Origin of the sequence: Sphingomonas sp. LHG3406-1, from assembly GCF_029637485.1 — a bacterium.
Classification (GTDB): domain Bacteria; phylum Pseudomonadota; class Alphaproteobacteria; order Sphingomonadales; family Sphingomonadaceae; genus Sphingomicrobium.
On sequence record NZ_CP069128.1, the window covers coordinates 1,864,169 to 1,879,561 of the forward strand.

The window sequence follows — 15,393 nt, forward strand, 5'->3', positions numbered from 1 at the left end:
AGATCCGCAGACCCTGGCTATCGTTGGCCCTGAGCGGAGCGCAACGCGCGAAGTCGAAGAGCCCGCTGCGGCTCACCATCCCACCCGCGCCCAGACCGGCAGGTGATCGCTCGCAACGCGGGCCAGTTCGCTGTGGTGCACGCCCGATTCCTCGATGCTGAGCGTGCGGTCGACGAAGATGCGGTCGAGCACCGCGACCGGCCTGCGGGCGTGGAAGCTGGGGCCGGGGGCGCAGATCTGGAACCCGGTCTCGAAGTCACGCAGGCAGGCGGCGGTGGCGCGCCACTCGTTGGTGTCGCCCATGAGCACCGTCGGCATCTTCTGCGGGCGGGCGTCGATCGCCGCGCGGATCGCCTTCATCTGTCGCCGCCGCCACAGGCCGCTGAGATCGAGATGGAGCCCGACGATGCGGATCGGGCGGTCGCCGACCAGCAGTTCGGCCAGCACCGCGCCGCGCGGCTCCAGCATCGGCAGGTCGAGCGCGGCGATGTCGAGCACACCGATGTGCGGCTTCACCAGGATGGCATTTCCGTGCCATCCGATGTTGCGCGTATCGACCTTGAGCCATTCGTCGACCCGCGCCCCGACCTTGGGCATGCCGTCGAGCATGCGGCGGTTCTTCACTCCGATCGGCACCGGGCGATAGGGACTATGGCCTTCCCACAATTCGTGCGGCACCGCCGACGCCCGCCCACCGACCCGACGATCGGCCTCCTGCAGCGCGACGATGTCGGCACCGACCTCCTCCAGCACCCTGAGGATGCGATGCGAATCGCGCCGGCGGTCGAGACCGACTGCCTTGCGCATGTTGTAGGTAGCGAGGGTGAGGGAAGCGGACACCTTCGCTCAAACCATGGCCGCGCCTGCCGTTCCTAGACGTCCAGATTCGCCACGCTCAGCGCATTGTCCTGGATGAATTCGCGGCGGGGTTCGACGATTTCGCCCATCAGGCGGGAGAAGATCTCGTCGGCGACGTCGGCCTGGCCGATCTCGACGCGAAGCAGCGAGCGGTTGGCGGGGTCGAGGGTCGTCTCCCACAATTGCTCGGCGTTCATCTCGCCGAGACCCTTGTAGCGCTGGATGCTGAGGCCCTTGCGGCCGGCGGCGAGCACGGCGTTGAGAAGCTCGGACGGACGCGTGACATCGACCGGCTTGCCCTTCGTGTCGGCGGCGGCCTGTTCGAGCGCCTCCTCCCCTTCGCCCGGGCCGACGGTCGGCTCGGCCTCGGTGGCAGCACCCTTCTTGAGGGTGCGGAGGGTCGACGGGCGGGCGTAGGTGTCGCGCTGCTCGGCGGCGAGGCCGTGCAGCTTGCGGGCTTCGGCGGACGTGATGAAGCTCGGCTCGACAATGGTGACGTCGGTCACGCCGCGCCACAGTCGGCGGAGGAGATAGCCGCCTTCGTGGGCGATCTCGCCCGACCATTGCCCTTCGGCATCACCCTGCTGGAGCCAGTTGCTCACCTTCTGGATGGCGGCGAGACGCCCGGCCTCCGACAGCTCGGGATCGAGCGCGCCGGCCAGCGCCAGCGCCTCGAGAAGGGCGGGATCATACTTCTTGGGCGCGTAGCGGAGCAGCGTCCGGATCCGGCGCGCATGATCGACCAGGCTCTTGAGGTCGGCACCCTGGCGGACCTCGCCGCCGGTCTCCATCTGCAGGCCTTCGAGCCCGGCATCGACGAGATAATCGTCGAGCTGCGCATCGTCCTTGAGATAGACCTCCGACCGGCCGCGGGCGACCTTGTAGAGCGGCGGCTGGGCGATCATCAGGTGCCCGGCCTCGATCAGCTCGGGCATCTGGCGGTAGAAGAAGGTCAGCAGCAGGGTGCGGATGTGGGCGCCGTCGACGTCGGCGTCCGTCATGATCACGATCTTGTGATAGCGCAGCTTCTCGAGGTTGAATTCCTCGCGGCCGATGCCGGTGCCGAGCGCCTGGATGATGGTCCCGATCTCGCGGCTCGAAAGCATGCGATCGAAGCGGGCGCGCTCGACGTTGAGCAGCTTGCCGCGAAGGGGAAGGATCGCCTGATTGTGGCGATTGCGGCCCTGCTTGGCCGAGCCGCCGGCGGAGTCACCCTCGACCAGGAAAAGTTCGGACAAAGCGGGATCGCGTTCCTGGCAGTCGGCGAGCTTGCCGGGCAAGGAGGCGATGTCCATCACGCCCTTGCGGCGGGTCAGCTCGCGGGCACGCTTGGCCGCTTCGCGGGCGGCGGCGGCGTCGATGATCTTCTGGATGATGGCGCGGGCGTTGACCGGATTTTCCTCCAGCCATTCCGTCATCTTGTCGCTCATCAGCGCTTCCAGCGGCTGGCGCACTTCGGAGCTGACCAGCTTGTCCTTGGTCTGGCTGCTGAACTTCGGATCGGGCAGCTTGACCGAGACGATCGCCGTCAGGCCCTCGCGCATGTCGTCGCCGGTCAGCGTGACCTTTTCCTTCTTCAGCATGCCGGACTTTTCGGCATAGCCATTGACGGTGCGGGTCAGCGCGGCGCGGAAGGCGGCGAGGTGGGTGCCGCCGTCGCGCTGGGGAATGTTGTTGGTGAACGGCAGGACGTTCTCGTAATAGCTGTCGTTCCACTCCAGCGCGACGTCGATGCCGATGCCGTCGCGCACCGCCGAGATCGCGATGGGATCGGGGAAGAGCGGCGTCTTGGCGCGGTCGAGATATTTGACGAAGGCGGCGATCCCGCCCTCGTAGAACAGCTCCACTTCCTTGCGCTCTTCATGCCGGGCGTCGGCGAGGACGAGGCGGACGCCGGAGTTGAGGAAGGCCAGTTCGCGATAGCGATGCTCGAGCTTGTCGAAGTCGAACTCGGTGATCTTGAAGGTTTCGGGGCTCGGCAGGAAGGTGACCCGGGTGCCCTTCTTGCCTTCGGGCGCGGGGCCGACGACCTTCAGCGGGGCAACGGCGTCGCCGTGGCGGAAGCGCATGTAATGCTCCTCGCCATCGCGCCAGATGGTGAGGTCGAGGAATTCGGACAATGCGTTGACGACGCTGACGCCGACGCCGTGCAGGCCGCCGGAGACCTTGTAGGCATTGTCGTCGCTGGTGTTCTCGAACTTACCGCCGGCGTGAAGCTGGGTCATGATGACCTCGGCCGCCGACACGCCTTCCTCGGCGTGGATGCCGGTCGGGATGCCGCGGCCATTGTCCTCGACCGTGACCGAGCCGTCGGGATTGAGCTGGATGAGGATGCGGTCGCAATGGCCGGCGAGCGCCTCGTCGATGGCGTTGTCGCTGACCTCGAACACCATGTGATGGAGGCCCGAGCCGTCGTCGGTGTCGCCGATGTACATGCCGGGCCGCTTGCGTACCGCGTCGAGGCCCTTGAGGACCTTGATGCTGTCGGCGCCGTAGGAGTTCTGGTTTGCTTCTTCTGCCATGCCCCCGGCTATAGCGGACAGGGCGGCGATGTCACGCGCGTGCGCGTGTACGCGAGGCTCTTGGGCAGAAGACTGATCATGGGTGACGGGCGGCGCGCCAAGGGGGAAACGCGCCGCCCGCCTGGGCGATTACTTGCCCTTCAGCGTTACCGTCGCGCTGCCGCCGCTCTCGGCGACGTTGAACGAGGCCGGGCCGAAGGTCGGGGCGCCGCTCTGCGCCGAGCCGCTGAAGCCGAACGGTTCGGCCGGGCCGGTTTCGCCGATGGTGAAGGTGCCGTCGCTGTTGCTGTCCTGGACGACGGCGGCGGCATAGCTTCCGGGCGCCACGCCGCTGATCGTCGCGGTGACGGTCGCGGCGGTCGGGTCGACCCTGGTGCTGTAGGCGGCGGCCTGCTTGGCGAAGTCGCCCTCGCCCTGCAGCGCGACCAGCACCGGTCCGCCGTTCGGGGTGACGCCGTTGATGGTGACGGTCACCGTGCCGGAGCCCATCGCCATGTTGCCGGCGGTGTTCCCGGTCATGTTGCCCATGCCGTCGTCGGTGATCATCGTGTCGACGGCCGCGATGTCGTTCGTGACCGCCGTGTTGGAAGTGTCGGTGGAGCCGCCACAGGCGGCCAGGGCCAGCATACTGGCGGCGACGAGGAAGGTCCGCATCTGTTCACGCTCCTGACTGAAGTGCCGGAAGGTTAACAGCGCAACGTCGCGCCAGTTGCAGGCCCAAGCCCAAGTACCTAGCCGGCGCGGCGCTGCCCGCCGCCACCGGGACGACCACCGCGGCGCTGGCCCCCGTTCGGACGGCCGCCGCCCGGCTGACCGCCAGGACGCTGACCGCCGTGGCGCTGCTTCTGCTGCTGGCCAGCCGACGGCACGTCGGCGCGGATCGGATTGCCGACCGGGCCGCGCACGGCACCGGGGACACCGCGCATCGAGCGGCCGCCCTCACGCGGACCGTTGCGGTCCTCGGGCATGTCGCGACGCGGATCGTTGCGCGGCAGCCCATGGCGCTGCGGATCGCGGGCGTGGCCCCGCGCGCCGCTTTCGTTGCGGCGGTTGCGCTGGTTCTGCTGCGGCTCGCGCTTCGGCTCGGGCTTGAGGCGCTTCAGGGCCTCGACCGCCTGGATGAAGCCGGCCGGGAGCGCTTCCTCCGTCAGCTTCTGGCGGGTGAGCTTCTCGATATCCTTGAGGAACGGACGCTCCTCCCGGTCGCAGTAAGCGATGGCGATGCCGTCGGCGCCGGCGCGCGCGGTGCGGCCAATTCGGTGGACGTATTGCTCGGGCACGTTCGGCAGGTCGTAGTTCACGACATGGCTGACGCCCGGAATGTCGATCCCGCGCGCGGCGATGTCGGTCGCGACGAGGATCGGAACGCTGCCGTCGCGGAAGGCTTCAAGCGCCTTCTCGCGCTGCGGCTGGCTCTTGTTGCCGTGGATCGCATTGGCGGGCACGCCGGCCGCACCGAGCATCCGCACGATCTTGTCCGCCCCATGCTTGGTGCGGCTGAAGACGAGCGTGCGCTCGATGTCCTTGCCGTTCTGGAAGAAGAGGGTGAGGAGCGCCGTCTTCTCCGCCTGGTTGACGAAGGTGACGCGCTGCTCGACCCGCTCGGCGGTCGTCGCGACCGGGGTCACCGCCACTTCGGCCGGGTTCTTCAGATATTCGTCGGCGAGGCTCTTGATGGCCTTCGGCATGGTGGCCGAGAAGAACAGGGTCTGGCGCTTGGCCGGGATGATCTTCACGATCCGCTTCAGCGCGTGGATGAAGCCGAGATCGAGCATCTGGTCGGCCTCGTCGAGGACGAGGATCTCGAGATGGCCGAGGTTCACCGCGCGCTGGTCGACGAGATCCAGCAGGCGGCCGGGCGTGGCGACGAGCACGTCGAGGCCGCGGCTGACGGTGCGCACCGACTTGGCATTGGCGACGCCGCCGAAGATCACGCCGACGGTGGTCTTGAGGCCGGCGCCATAGGCTTCGGCGCTGGCGGCGATCTGGGAGGCGAGCTCACGGGTCGGGGCAAGCACCAGCATTCGGATCTGGCCGGGCTTCAGGAACTGCGGACGATTGGCCGCGAGGCGCTGCAGCGAGGGCGCCATGAAGGCGGCCGTCTTGCCGGTGCCGGTCTGGGCGATGCCGAGGAGGTCGCGGCCGTCGAGCACGTACGGGATGGCCTGCGCCTGGATCGGCGAGGGCACGGTGTAATTCTTCGCGGCGAGCGCGGTGAGCAGGGGCGTCGAGAGCCCGAGTTGTTCGAATGTCATTCTAGTCTTCCAACATGACGCATCCGGCAAGCGGAAAGCCGCTGCCGGAGCTGGGTTTTTGCAAGAACCCCGCGTGATGTGGAGAACTTCTGTGAGTGAACCGAGACGCGGGCCGGAGCCATGAAAGGCTGCCGATCACGCCGCTTTGTGGCGTCTCGCTGATGGCCATGTAGGTGATGCGCGGTGATTTGTCCAATCGGCCTAAGCGACGTGCACCATCGTCGCCTGGCCGACCCCTTCGAACAGCGCGGCTTCGGTCGCTGTCATCCACACCTGCCCGCGGCCCTCGAGCCGTTCGAACAGCGCGGCGCGACGGCCGGGATCGAGGTGCGCCGCGACCTCGTCGAGGAGCAGCAGGGGCGGTGCGCCGCGCCGCTCGGTGACGAGCGCGGCATGAGCAAGGACGAGACCGAGCAGAAGAGCCTTCTGCTCGCCGGTCGAGCAGCGGGCAGCAGGCTGGCGCTTGGCGGCGTGGGTAACAGCCAAGTCCTGGCGGTGCGGACCCTCGGTAGTCCGTCCGGCGGCGGCGTCGTGGCCGCGATTTGCGCGCAGCATCGCGGCAAGACCGGCCTGCTCTGCCCCCTCGAGGGCGATGGCGCCCTTGGCGAAGAGGTCCTCGGGCGCGGCAGCGAGCATCTCGCCAAGGCCGGCGACGGTGCGGGCCCGGGCAGCGGCGAGCGCCTCGCCATGCTCCGCCATTCCGGCTTCGAGCGCGGACAGCCACTCGGGATCGGCGCCGTCCGGCTCGGCGAGCAACTTGTTGCGGGCGCGCATGGCGGCATCGTAGCGGGCGGCATGATGGGCATGGCCAGGCTCCAGCGCCAGCACCAGCCGGTCGAGGAAGCGGCGACGGTCGGACGCGGGGCCGCTGAACAGCCGGTCCATGGCAGGGGTGAGCCACAGGATGGCAAGCCATTCGGCAAGGCTGTTCACCGAGGCGGAGGCGCCGTTGATCCGAACGACGCGGCGTTCGGGCGCAGTGGCGAGGGTGCCGGTGCCGAGGACCGTCTCGCTGATCGCGAACACCGCCTCACCGTTCGTGCCGAGCGAAGTCGAGGCACTCGTTGCGCCATGCCCCTCGACTTGGCTCGGGGAAAACGGGGACAAATTCGCACTGACGCTCCACCCCCCCGGCCCCTCGCTTCGGGCCATCTCGCTCAACGCCGCGCCGCGAAGACCGCGACCCGGAGCGAGCATCGAGACGGACTCGAGGATGTTGGTCTTTCCCGCGCCATTCTGGCCATGGAGGCAGACGAACCCGGGGCCCGGCCTCAGGTCGAGACCGGCGTGATTGCGAAAGTCGGTGAGGGTCAGCCGGGCGAGCATCAGCCCGGCAGCGCGCCGGACAGGGCATCGGGCGCTGCGGCCTTGCCGCTCTTTCTCGCCCAGCTGATGGTCCAGAAGATGAGGCCCATGCTGACCGGAATGTCGAGGAAGGTGGTGTAGACCAGCCAGACGTCGGTCGAGAACAACCAGGCCACCAGGCTGTTGCCGCCGGCCATGACGAGGCCGGTCAGCCCCATGCCGATGCTCAGCCGGCGCGGATCGATGTCGGTATAGGCCATGTAGCGGTCGACCCCGCGCCCAAGCTTGCGGCCCTTCAGCACCAGGCCGTCGAACAGGAAGCAGGTCGCGCCGACCAGGCCGACGATGGTCGAGCGATGCTTGATCACCTCCTCGTCCTCGAACAGGATCGCGAAGCCGGCGCTGACCAGCAGCATGAACACTCCGAACAGCATCATCCCGCCGATCAGGTCGACCTTCACGAAGCGCTGGATGACGACCAGCGCCAGGCCGGCGGCGGCGCCGACCAGCGCCGCAGTCTTGAGGTCGGTCAGCTTGGCAACGATGAAGAACAGCAGGCCGGTGGCGAGGTCGACCGCGATCGGTACCTTGTTGCGCTTCAACTTGCCGGGGTCGTAGGCGGCCTGGCCGTCCTGGTTCTGCTCGGCGACCATCTTCGCCAACCTGGCCGGAAAGGCGATGCGCTTGCCGGGGTGGCTCTCGTGGACGAGCGTGCCGTCGACCCGAGCGGCGATCCCGACATTATACCAGTTGATGTAACCGGCCTCGATCTCGAGGCGGCGGCCGTCGGGCAAGCGGTGCGTGAGGCGATGATTGCGGATCGCCTCGGCGCCGGAGACCGGGGTGAAGTCGCTGGCGACCTCCTCGCCGTCGACAATCAGGCGGCTGACGAGGCCCGACATGCGGCTCTCGACCAGTACCCAGCATTCGTGCGCCACGCCGATCGAGAACGGGCGCTTGTAGAGCCAGAGGCGGGCGCCGGAAGACGAGGCGGTGGCGGCGTCGGTCATGGCTGCGGATTAAGCAGAGGCGCGCGCCGGGCGCCAGCGGGTCCATGGCCGCGGCTGTGTCGCCGAAGTCGCATTGCCGTCCGCTTCAGGCATCGCCGCCTTTGCCTGCCTTGGCGACTGCGCACGGGTCGCGTAGAGGCGCTGGAGCACGGCCGGGGGGCCGTCCGTACGCTTTTCATCGATCGAACACTCATCCGGGGGGCTAGCCATGCGCCGTACTTTCCTGCTTTCCGCCGTTTGCCTGTCGGCGCTCGCCGCCGCGCCGGCCCATGCCCAGGCCACAAGCGAAGCGCAGCAGCCCGCCGCCACCACCCCGACGGACGATGGAGGCGTCGAGACGATCACCGTCACCGCCACCCGCCGCGAGGAGAGCCTGCAGGACGTTCCGGTCAGCGTCGCCGTCGTCCCGGAGGCGACCATCGACGCGATCAGTTCCGGCGGTGCCGACATCCGCGCCCTCGCCGGCCGCGCGCCCAGCCTCAACATCGAAAGCTCGTTTGGCCGAACCTTTCCGCGTTTCTACATCCGCGGGCTCGGCAACACCGACTTCGACCTCAACGCCTCGCAGCCGGTCAGCCTGCTCTACGACGACGTCGTGCTCGAGAACCCGATTCTCAAGGGTTTCCCGGTATTCGACCTCGACCGGGTCGAGGTGCTGCGCGGGCCGCAGGGCACGCTGTTCGGGCGCAACACGCCAGCCGGCATCGTCAAGTTCGACACGGTGCGGCCCGGCCGCGGCGGCAGCTTCGCCCGCATCAGCTACGGCACCTATGACACGATTAATGCCGAGGGCGCGATCGAGGCCGGGCTGGGCGAAGGCTCGGCCGTCCGCCTGTCCGGCCTGGTCCAGCATCGCAAGGACTGGGTCGACAATATCGACCAGCCCGGCGACAACGATCTCGAAGGCTATGACGACATCGCCTTTCGCGCGCAGATCAGGCTTGCCGCCAGCGACCGGTTCAACATCCGCCTGACCGGCCAGCTGCGCGACTACAAGGGCAGCGCCCGATTGTTCCGCGCCAACCTCTTCCGCACCGGCTCGAACAAGCTGCAGGGCCTGACCCCGACTGCCGACTTCGAGCGCGACGAGACCCGCGCCGACGGGCTCAACTTCCAGCGGCTGAAGGCGAAGAACGTCGCCGTGCACATGGACTACGACCTCGGGCCGGTGACGCTCTACTCGGTCACCGCCTACTGGAACGGCAACCTCAGGAGCCGCGGCGACATCGACGGCGGATTCGGCAATCAGTTCGCCCCGGTGATGGGACCGGGCTTCATCCCCTTCTCGGCGCAGAGCCGCGACGACGTGCCGAGCCTCGACCAGTTCACCCAGGAATTGCGCTTCGCCTCCAGCGCTTCGGGCCCCGGCCTCGGCTACCAGGGCGGCATCTTCCTCTTCAACGAGAAGCTGGATATCGCCAGCTACGATTATGGGGCGCCGACCGACCGGGTCGCGGCCGCGGTCGCCCTCCAGCGCCAGGTCAGCGACGCGCTCGGCATCTTCGGCTCGCTCAACTATGATTTCGGCAATGGGCTGACGCTCCAGGCGGGCGCGCGCTGGAACCGCGACGAGCGCGACTTCCGCGCCAGCCGTCCAGTCGACACCCGCCCGGGTTTCCTCGGCTTCGGCGGGCCCGTGGCCGAGCTTCGCCAGCGGGTCGCGGACAAGGTGCTGACCTGGGACGCCAGCGGCGTCTTCGAGCTGTCGCCCGAAGCCAATGTCTATGCGCGGGTCGCCCGCGGCTACCGCGCGCCGTCGATCCAGGGTCGTCTGCTGTTCGGCCGCGATCTGTCGGTCGCCGACAGCGAGAAGACGTTGTCCTACGAGGCCGGGATCAAGACCACGCTGCTCGACCGGCGGCTGCGCCTCAACCTCGGCTTCTACGCCTTCGACACCAAGGACCTGCAGCTGACCGCGGTCGGCGGCGCGTCCAACTTCACCACCCTGCTCAACGCCGACAAGGTCCGCGGCCGGGGCATGGAGCTGGAGGTCGAGGCGCGGCCGGTGCGCGGGCTGACCCTGACCGGCGGCGTCAGCTACAACAAGACCGAGATCGACGACGACGGCCTGTTCGTCGCCGGCTGCGCGGCGCCCTGCACCGTGCTCAACCCGCAGCGCGCCGGCAGCCCGGGCATCTATTCGATCGACGGCAACCAGCTCCCCCAAGCGCCCAAGTGGACGCTCAACTGGAGCGCCGGCTACGAGCATCCGGTCGGCAACGGCGCAATCTACGCCTTCACCGACTGGTATTATCGTTCGAAGATCCAGTTCTTCCTCTACCGCTCGGTCGAGTTCAGCGACGACAAGCTGCTCGAGGGCGGCCTCCGCCTCGGCTGGCGCAACGACCGCTATGACGTGGCGCTGTTCGGCCGCAACATCACCAACGACGAGAGCGCGGTCGGCGGGATCGACTTCAACAACCTGACCGGCTTCGTCAACGAGCCGCGGATCCTCGGCATTCAGGCCGGCGTGAAGTTCTAGATCGGTCCCGGGGCGGCTGACCTCGGGTCCGGACGGGACTTGAGGTCAGCCGACCCCGTGCCTCTTCGGGGCCTAGTCAGACGCCGAGCCAGCAGAGGCCGCCGGGCAAGTCTTCCGCGGCGAAGTCGACCTGGAGGACCCTCCGGCGTGTCGGGGTCGAGGCTACCTCCGACGCGTGGAGGATCGGCGTGGCGTAGAGCCATAGGTCGCCCGCTTCCGCGAGGCAGGCCAGGGTTCCGCACTGCCCGACCAGGCGATCCACATCCTTCTCTGCGACGCGCGCAACGCGCTCGGCATCACACTCGGCAAGGGTGGGTCGCTCTACCAGTGGCCGGTGCCTCGATCGATGAGGTGCTCGCAGCTGCGTCCTCTGCGGCCACATCGACGATCAGGCGGGCATTCTTGGTCCCGGCCCGGCAGGCCTTCACCCTCCCACGGCTTCGCCGCGGGCTCCTCCCTCTCCCGCTCGCGGGAGAGGGAGGTGGTCACACCCGCATCGGCATGAGGACGTAGAGCGCGCTCGACTTGTCGTTTTCGCGGAGCAAAGTCGGGGCGGCGGCGTCGGCGAGGTGGACTTCGACCGTATCGCCGTCGATCTCCCCGAGGATGTCGAGGAGATAGCGGGCATTGAAGCCGATCTCGAGCCCGTCGGCGCTGTAGTCCGCGGCCAGTTCCTCGGTGGCGAGGCCGTTCTCCGGAGAGGTCACCGACAGGGTGACGCGGTCGCGGTCGAGGCTGATCTTGACCGCGCGGGTCTTCTCGCTGGCGATGGTGGCGACGCGGTCGACGCCAGCCTTGAAGCTGCCCGGATCGAGCTTCAGCAGCTTGTCGTTGGCGGTCGGAATGACCCGGTTATAGTCGGGAAAGCTGCCATCGATCAGCTTGCTGGTCAGCACGGCATGGCCGAGGACGAAGCGGATCTTGGTCGGCGAGAGCGACACCTCGACCGTGCCCTCGACCTCGTCGAGCAGCTTCCTGAGTTCGAGCACGCACTTCTTGGGCACGATCACGTCGGGCATGCCGTCGGCGCCGTCCGGCTTGGCGACGGTGACCCGGGCGAGGCGGTGGCCGTCGGTGGCGGCGGCCTTGAGCATGTCGTCGGCGACGTGGAGGAAGATGCCCATCAGATAGTAGCGGGTCTCTTCCGACGAGATGGCGAACTTCGTCTTGTCGATGATCTGGCGGAGCGTCGCCGCCGGAAGTTCGAAGCGGTGCGGGAGGTCGCCCTCGGCGATGACCGGGAAGTCGTCGCGAGGCAGGGTCGACAGGTTGAAGCGGGCGCGGCCGGCGACGACCTGCATCTTGCCATCGGCCGCGGCGAGCTCGACCTGGCTGCCCTCGGGAAGCTTTCGCACGATGTCGAAGAAGGTGTGGGCCGAGACGGTGGTGGCGCCGGCGGTGGCGACGTTGGCGGCGACCGTTTCGTCGACCTGGAGGTCGAGGTCGGTCGCCATCAGCCGCAGCGAGCCGTCCTCACGCGCGTCGAGCAGGACGTTCGACAGGATCGGAATGGTGTTGCGGCGCTCCACCACCGATTGGACGTGGCTCAGGCTCTTGAGGAGGGTGGCCCGTTCGATCGTCGCCTTCATCGCAGCTACTCAGTCCTTATGCCCCGGGCCGGCGGTTTGGATCATCCGCACGGCGTTGTCGGGAGACGTTATAGCGGGGGAAGAGATGGTGGGAAGTGGCCGCGAGGACCGCGAGGCGCCATTTCAGCCATTCGACGCCAGCGCCACCTGCGGCAGTCTCAACTTCGCCAGTTCGGCCTGGGTTTCCTCCACCGCCAGCGCAAGCGAGCGGAGCGCCGGCCCGAGGTCGGTATGTTGGCAGGGACTGGCGGACTTGATGGCCTGTTCGAGACCGAATGCGGCGTCGGCAACCTGCCGGGCGCCAAGGTTGGCAGCAGCGCCCTTCAGGCTATGCGCCTCGGCCGCGGCCCGGTCGCGGTCGCGGTCGGCGAGAGCTTGCCGGATCGCGCGCGATCTTCCGTCGAGTTCGGACGCAAGAAGTTCGAGAAGATCGCCGAGCCGCGCTGACCCGAGCGCTTCGCGGAGGTCGCTGATGACTTCAGGGTCGAGCGTCGCCGCCAGCGGCCGCGGGTCGCGTTGCGAGGTAACGTCCGCGCCAGCCCCTCCCCACACCAGCCGGTTCAGCGTCGCGGCAAGGGCGTCGCAATCCACAGGCTTGGTCAGCAGGGCATCGATTCCGCGCTCGGTATAGATGGCGCGTCGCTCACTCGCCGCATCGGCGGTCAGGGCGATGATCGGGGCCGCCGCATTGGGACCGCCGCCGGTGCGGATCCGGTGGGTCGCGCAAAGGCCGTCGCAGCGCGGCATATGCATGTCCATCAGGATGAGATCGAATCGGCGCTCGGCGGCGACCTCGATCGCGAGCAGCCCGTCGGCGGCGCAGGTGACCTTGTGCCCCATCCGCTTCAGCAGCGCGCTGACGAGCAGCTGGTTGACGGGATTGTCTTCGACCAGAAGAAGGTCGAGGGGGCGGCCCGCCGCCGTCGCCGGGCGCTTGGCCGCGCGCGGCTGGGGCGCCGCCTGGGGAAGCGTCAGCGACACGGTAAAGGCCGACCCCCGGCCGAGCGCCGAGCGGACCGAGATGGTGCCGCCCATGCCTGTTACCAGCCGGCGGCTGATGGCAAGGCCAAGCCCGGTCCCCCCGCGGCCGACCGCAGTATCTCCCTGGGTGAAGGGTTCGAACAATTGCTCCTGCGCCTCGGGGGACATGCCAAGCCCCTTGTCCTGGACCGTGAGGCGAAGCCTGGAGCGTGCGTTCGAGCGTGGCTCGACCGAGCAACGCACTGTGACCACCCCGCGCTCGCTGAACTTGATCGCGTTGGAGAGAAGGTTGCTGAGGACCTGCCTGAGGCGCAGGGCATCGCCGCGCAGCCAGGTCTCGCCCTCTTCAGGCGCGTCGATGTTGAGGGACAGGCCGCGGGCCGACGCAGGGCGGTCGAAGAGGCGGGTGGTGGCCCGCACCGTGTGGCCAAGGTCGAACGGTTCATCGGCGAAAGTGAATTGGCCGGCGTCGATCTTGCTGAAGTCGAGGATGTCGTCGAGCACGCTCATCAAGAGGTCGGCGGACTCGCGCATGGTATCCAGGTAGATCTGGCGCTGCTCGGGCGGCGGATTGTCGCTCAACAGCTCGATGGTGCCGAGGACGCCGGTCATCGGCGTCCGTATCTCGTGGCTCATCGTAGCGAGGAAGCGGCTCCGGGCCTCTGCCGCAGTGCGGGCATCGTCGAGCGCCGACACGAGCTTGCGATCGGCCTCGAGCTTCTCAGTGATGTCGCTGATCACTCCGAACAGCCGCGGACCGCTGCCCTCGTCCTGAGTCTGCTGCATCCGGAGCTGAAGCGTCCGCTCCCCGGCAGGTCCGCCGAAACGCACGGTGCATTCCACCGGGACGTCGATCCGGCGGGCCTGGGCCACCCTCGCCAGCAGAAGGCGACGATCGTCACGAGCGACGTATTGAATGGCGGTTTCGGCTGACAGCTCGGCGGCGGGTAGATGGACCAGCGCTTTCGCTTCAGGCGACAGCTGGATGACGCCGGCTGCATGATCGAAGGTCCAGTGACCGAGCGAAGCCAGACCTTCCGCCATCAGCAACAGGCGGTTGGCATCGTGCAAGCGGGCCTGCCGTTCGTCGGCAAGCAATTCCGCCCGCCGCCGCTGATGAACGTCGCGCAAAGAGGCGATCAGGAGCACACCGCTGCTTTCGCCGCCACCGTGAGATGCGGGCGCGACCTCGCCTTCGGCAACACGAATGTTTGCTTCGACCCAGCGCCACTGGTTGTTTGCGTGGCGAAGGCGGAAGCTGGTCGAGGCGCCACCACGGCGCTGGCTTTCGGCGAGGGTGGCGGCAAATGGCGGCGCGTCATCCGGATGCAGCCGTTCGAGCCATGAGGGTCCAGCGAGCTGAGGGATGTCCAGGCCGAGCAGCCGGTGGACGGCGCCCGACAGGAAATGCGCATGCCCGTTGCAATCGAGCCGCAGGATGAGGTCGCTACCGTGGTTCGCAAGGAGCCGGTATTCCTCCTCGCTGGTACGAAGCTCGGCTGCGGCGTTGAGCCGCTCCATGCGGACTACCGCGACTGGCAGGGTCAGCAGGACGGCTGTCGACATGAATAGCTGCAGGAGGAAGATGCGCGTCGGGACGTCGATATGCGGAGCATGGAGCGGTCCGCTCCCGCCTACCGTCATCACGCCAGCGGTGATGCACACCAGGGCAAGCAGGATGGCAACGCGGCGGACACCGAGCCGCAGCGCGGCAAGGACCAATACCGGCGCCATCAGGAACAGCGAGGAGACCTTGGAAGAGAAGATGGCCAGGCAGACGAGGAGCGCCACCGCGACCAGCAGGCCAAATTCACGATAGTCACGGCTGGCGCCCTCTTCCCTCAGGCCCTTCAGGGACAGGGACAGTGCCAGGGGGGTGACGATGAGGAGGCCGTTGAGGTCGGCCAGGAACCACGGCCATGCTGCAGTGAGTGCGATCGGGTCGCGCGACACGGAAAAGACGGTGATCGCCATGCCGGTCGAGACCAGGGAGCCGATCAGGCCGGCAATGGCCAGCACCCCGATGATTTCCAGCGTGATCGTCTCGATCGCTTGCGGATGGCGCCACTTGAAGAGGCTGGCGACAAGGAGGATCTCGGCGATGTTGCACAGGGCCAACGCAGTCGCGAACATGATTTCGTCGCCGATCACCAGCGCGGCAGTGATGTTCCCGACCAGCGCGGCCACAAGGAGCATGGGCCAGCCGCTTCGGGGTCGACGCAGCAACAGGGCTATGACTGCCCCATTGGACAGCCATAAGGACGCCACCCGACCGTCGAAAGTGACCAGTTCGAAGCTGATTACCGAGAGGACGAACATCAGCGCTGCCGACAGCAGCGGCCAACCCCTGGTCATCCACAAAGATCGTGCCGAGTGCATCCAAGTTCCTCC

10 protein-coding genes are annotated in these 15,393 nt (G+C 67.7%); 1 reads left to right on the forward strand and 9 read right to left on the reverse strand.

Going from position 1 to position 15,393, the window contains the following annotated elements:
- Positions 1 to 72: 72 nt before the first annotated feature.
- The 6 genes from JOY29_RS09070 to JOY29_RS09095 form a co-directional block, all read right to left on the reverse strand.
- Positions 73 to 840: an endonuclease/exonuclease/phosphatase family protein gene (locus JOY29_RS09070; protein WP_300973204.1), complete on the reverse strand. Its 768-nt coding sequence runs from the start codon at positions 838 to 840 to the stop codon at positions 73 to 75.
- Between the two features lie 32 nt (positions 841 to 872).
- Positions 873 to 3,380 carry a DNA topoisomerase (ATP-hydrolyzing) subunit B gene (gene gyrB / locus JOY29_RS09075; RefSeq protein WP_300973205.1) on the reverse strand — a complete coding sequence of 836 codons (2,508 nt, stop codon included), beginning with the start codon at positions 3,378 to 3,380 and terminating at the stop codon, positions 873 to 875.
- Positions 3,381 to 3,509: 129 nt separating this feature from the next.
- The gene (locus JOY29_RS09080) at positions 3,510 to 4,034 is read right to left on the reverse strand and encodes a DUF2141 domain-containing protein (RefSeq protein WP_300973206.1); all 525 of its coding nucleotides are present in this window, start codon (positions 4,032 to 4,034) and stop codon (positions 3,510 to 3,512) included.
- A gap of 77 nt (positions 4,035 to 4,111) precedes the next feature.
- Positions 4,112 to 5,635, reverse strand: coding sequence for a DEAD/DEAH box helicase (locus tag JOY29_RS09085; RefSeq protein ID WP_300973207.1), 1,524 nt, complete (start codon positions 5,633 to 5,635; stop codon positions 4,112 to 4,114).
- A 201-nt stretch (positions 5,636 to 5,836) separates the two neighbouring features.
- Complete coding sequence (gene recF, locus JOY29_RS09090) at positions 5,837 to 6,961, reverse strand: DNA replication/repair protein RecF (protein WP_300973208.1); 1,125 nt, start codon at positions 6,959 to 6,961, stop codon at positions 5,837 to 5,839.
- Positions 6,961 to 7,950, reverse strand: a complete 990-nt coding sequence (locus tag JOY29_RS09095; RefSeq protein WP_300973209.1) for a septation protein IspZ — start codon at positions 7,948 to 7,950, stop codon at positions 6,961 to 6,963. The genes recF and JOY29_RS09095 overlap by 1 nt, the downstream gene beginning before the upstream one ends.
- A gap of 208 nt (positions 7,951 to 8,158) precedes the next feature.
- On the opposite strand from JOY29_RS09095, the gene JOY29_RS09100 reads away from it, so the two are divergent.
- On the forward strand, positions 8,159 to 10,432 hold the full coding sequence (locus tag JOY29_RS09100; RefSeq protein ID WP_300973210.1) for a TonB-dependent receptor: 2,274 nt from the start codon (positions 8,159 to 8,161) through the stop codon (positions 10,430 to 10,432).
- Positions 10,433 to 10,508: 76 nt separating this feature from the next.
- On the opposite strand, the gene JOY29_RS09105 is transcribed toward JOY29_RS09100, so the two are convergent.
- The 3 genes from JOY29_RS09105 to JOY29_RS09115 form a co-directional block, all read right to left on the reverse strand.
- The gene (locus tag JOY29_RS09105; protein WP_367280013.1) at positions 10,509 to 10,694 is read right to left on the reverse strand and encodes a hypothetical protein; all 186 of its coding nucleotides are present in this window, start codon (positions 10,692 to 10,694) and stop codon (positions 10,509 to 10,511) included.
- Between the two features lie 223 nt (positions 10,695 to 10,917).
- Positions 10,918 to 12,021, reverse strand: coding sequence for a DNA polymerase III subunit beta (dnaN, locus tag JOY29_RS09110; RefSeq protein WP_300973211.1), 1,104 nt, complete (start codon positions 12,019 to 12,021; stop codon positions 10,918 to 10,920).
- A gap of 123 nt (positions 12,022 to 12,144) precedes the next feature.
- Positions 12,145 to 15,357: an ATP-binding protein gene (locus JOY29_RS09115; protein WP_300973212.1), complete on the reverse strand. Its 3,213-nt coding sequence runs from the start codon at positions 15,355 to 15,357 to the stop codon at positions 12,145 to 12,147.
- Between the last annotated feature and the right edge of the window lie 36 nt (positions 15,358 to 15,393).

Coding starts and splice junctions, on each gene's coding strand:
- gyrB (WP_300973205.1), bottom strand. CDS start 3,380: ATGGCAGAAGAAGCAAACCAGAACTCCTACGGCGCCGACAGCATCAAG.
- JOY29_RS09080 (WP_300973206.1), bottom strand. CDS start 4,034: ATGCGGACCTTCCTCGTCGCCGCCAGTATGCTGGCCCTGGCCGCCTGT.
- JOY29_RS09085 (WP_300973207.1), bottom strand. CDS start 5,635: ATGACATTCGAACAACTCGGGCTCTCGACGCCCCTGCTCACCGCGCTC.
- recF (WP_300973208.1), bottom strand. CDS start 6,961: ATGCTCGCCCGGCTGACCCTCACCGACTTTCGCAATCACGCCGGTCTC.
- JOY29_RS09095 (WP_300973209.1), bottom strand. CDS start 7,950: ATGACCGACGCCGCCACCGCCTCGTCTTCCGGCGCCCGCCTCTGGCTC.
- JOY29_RS09100 (WP_300973210.1), top strand. CDS start 8,159: ATGCGCCGTACTTTCCTGCTTTCCGCCGTTTGCCTGTCGGCGCTCGCC.
- dnaN (WP_300973211.1), bottom strand. CDS start 12,021: ATGAAGGCGACGATCGAACGGGCCACCCTCCTCAAGAGCCTGAGCCAC.
- JOY29_RS09115 (WP_300973212.1), bottom strand. CDS start 15,357: ATGACCAGGGGTTGGCCGCTGCTGTCGGCAGCGCTGATGTTCGTCCTC.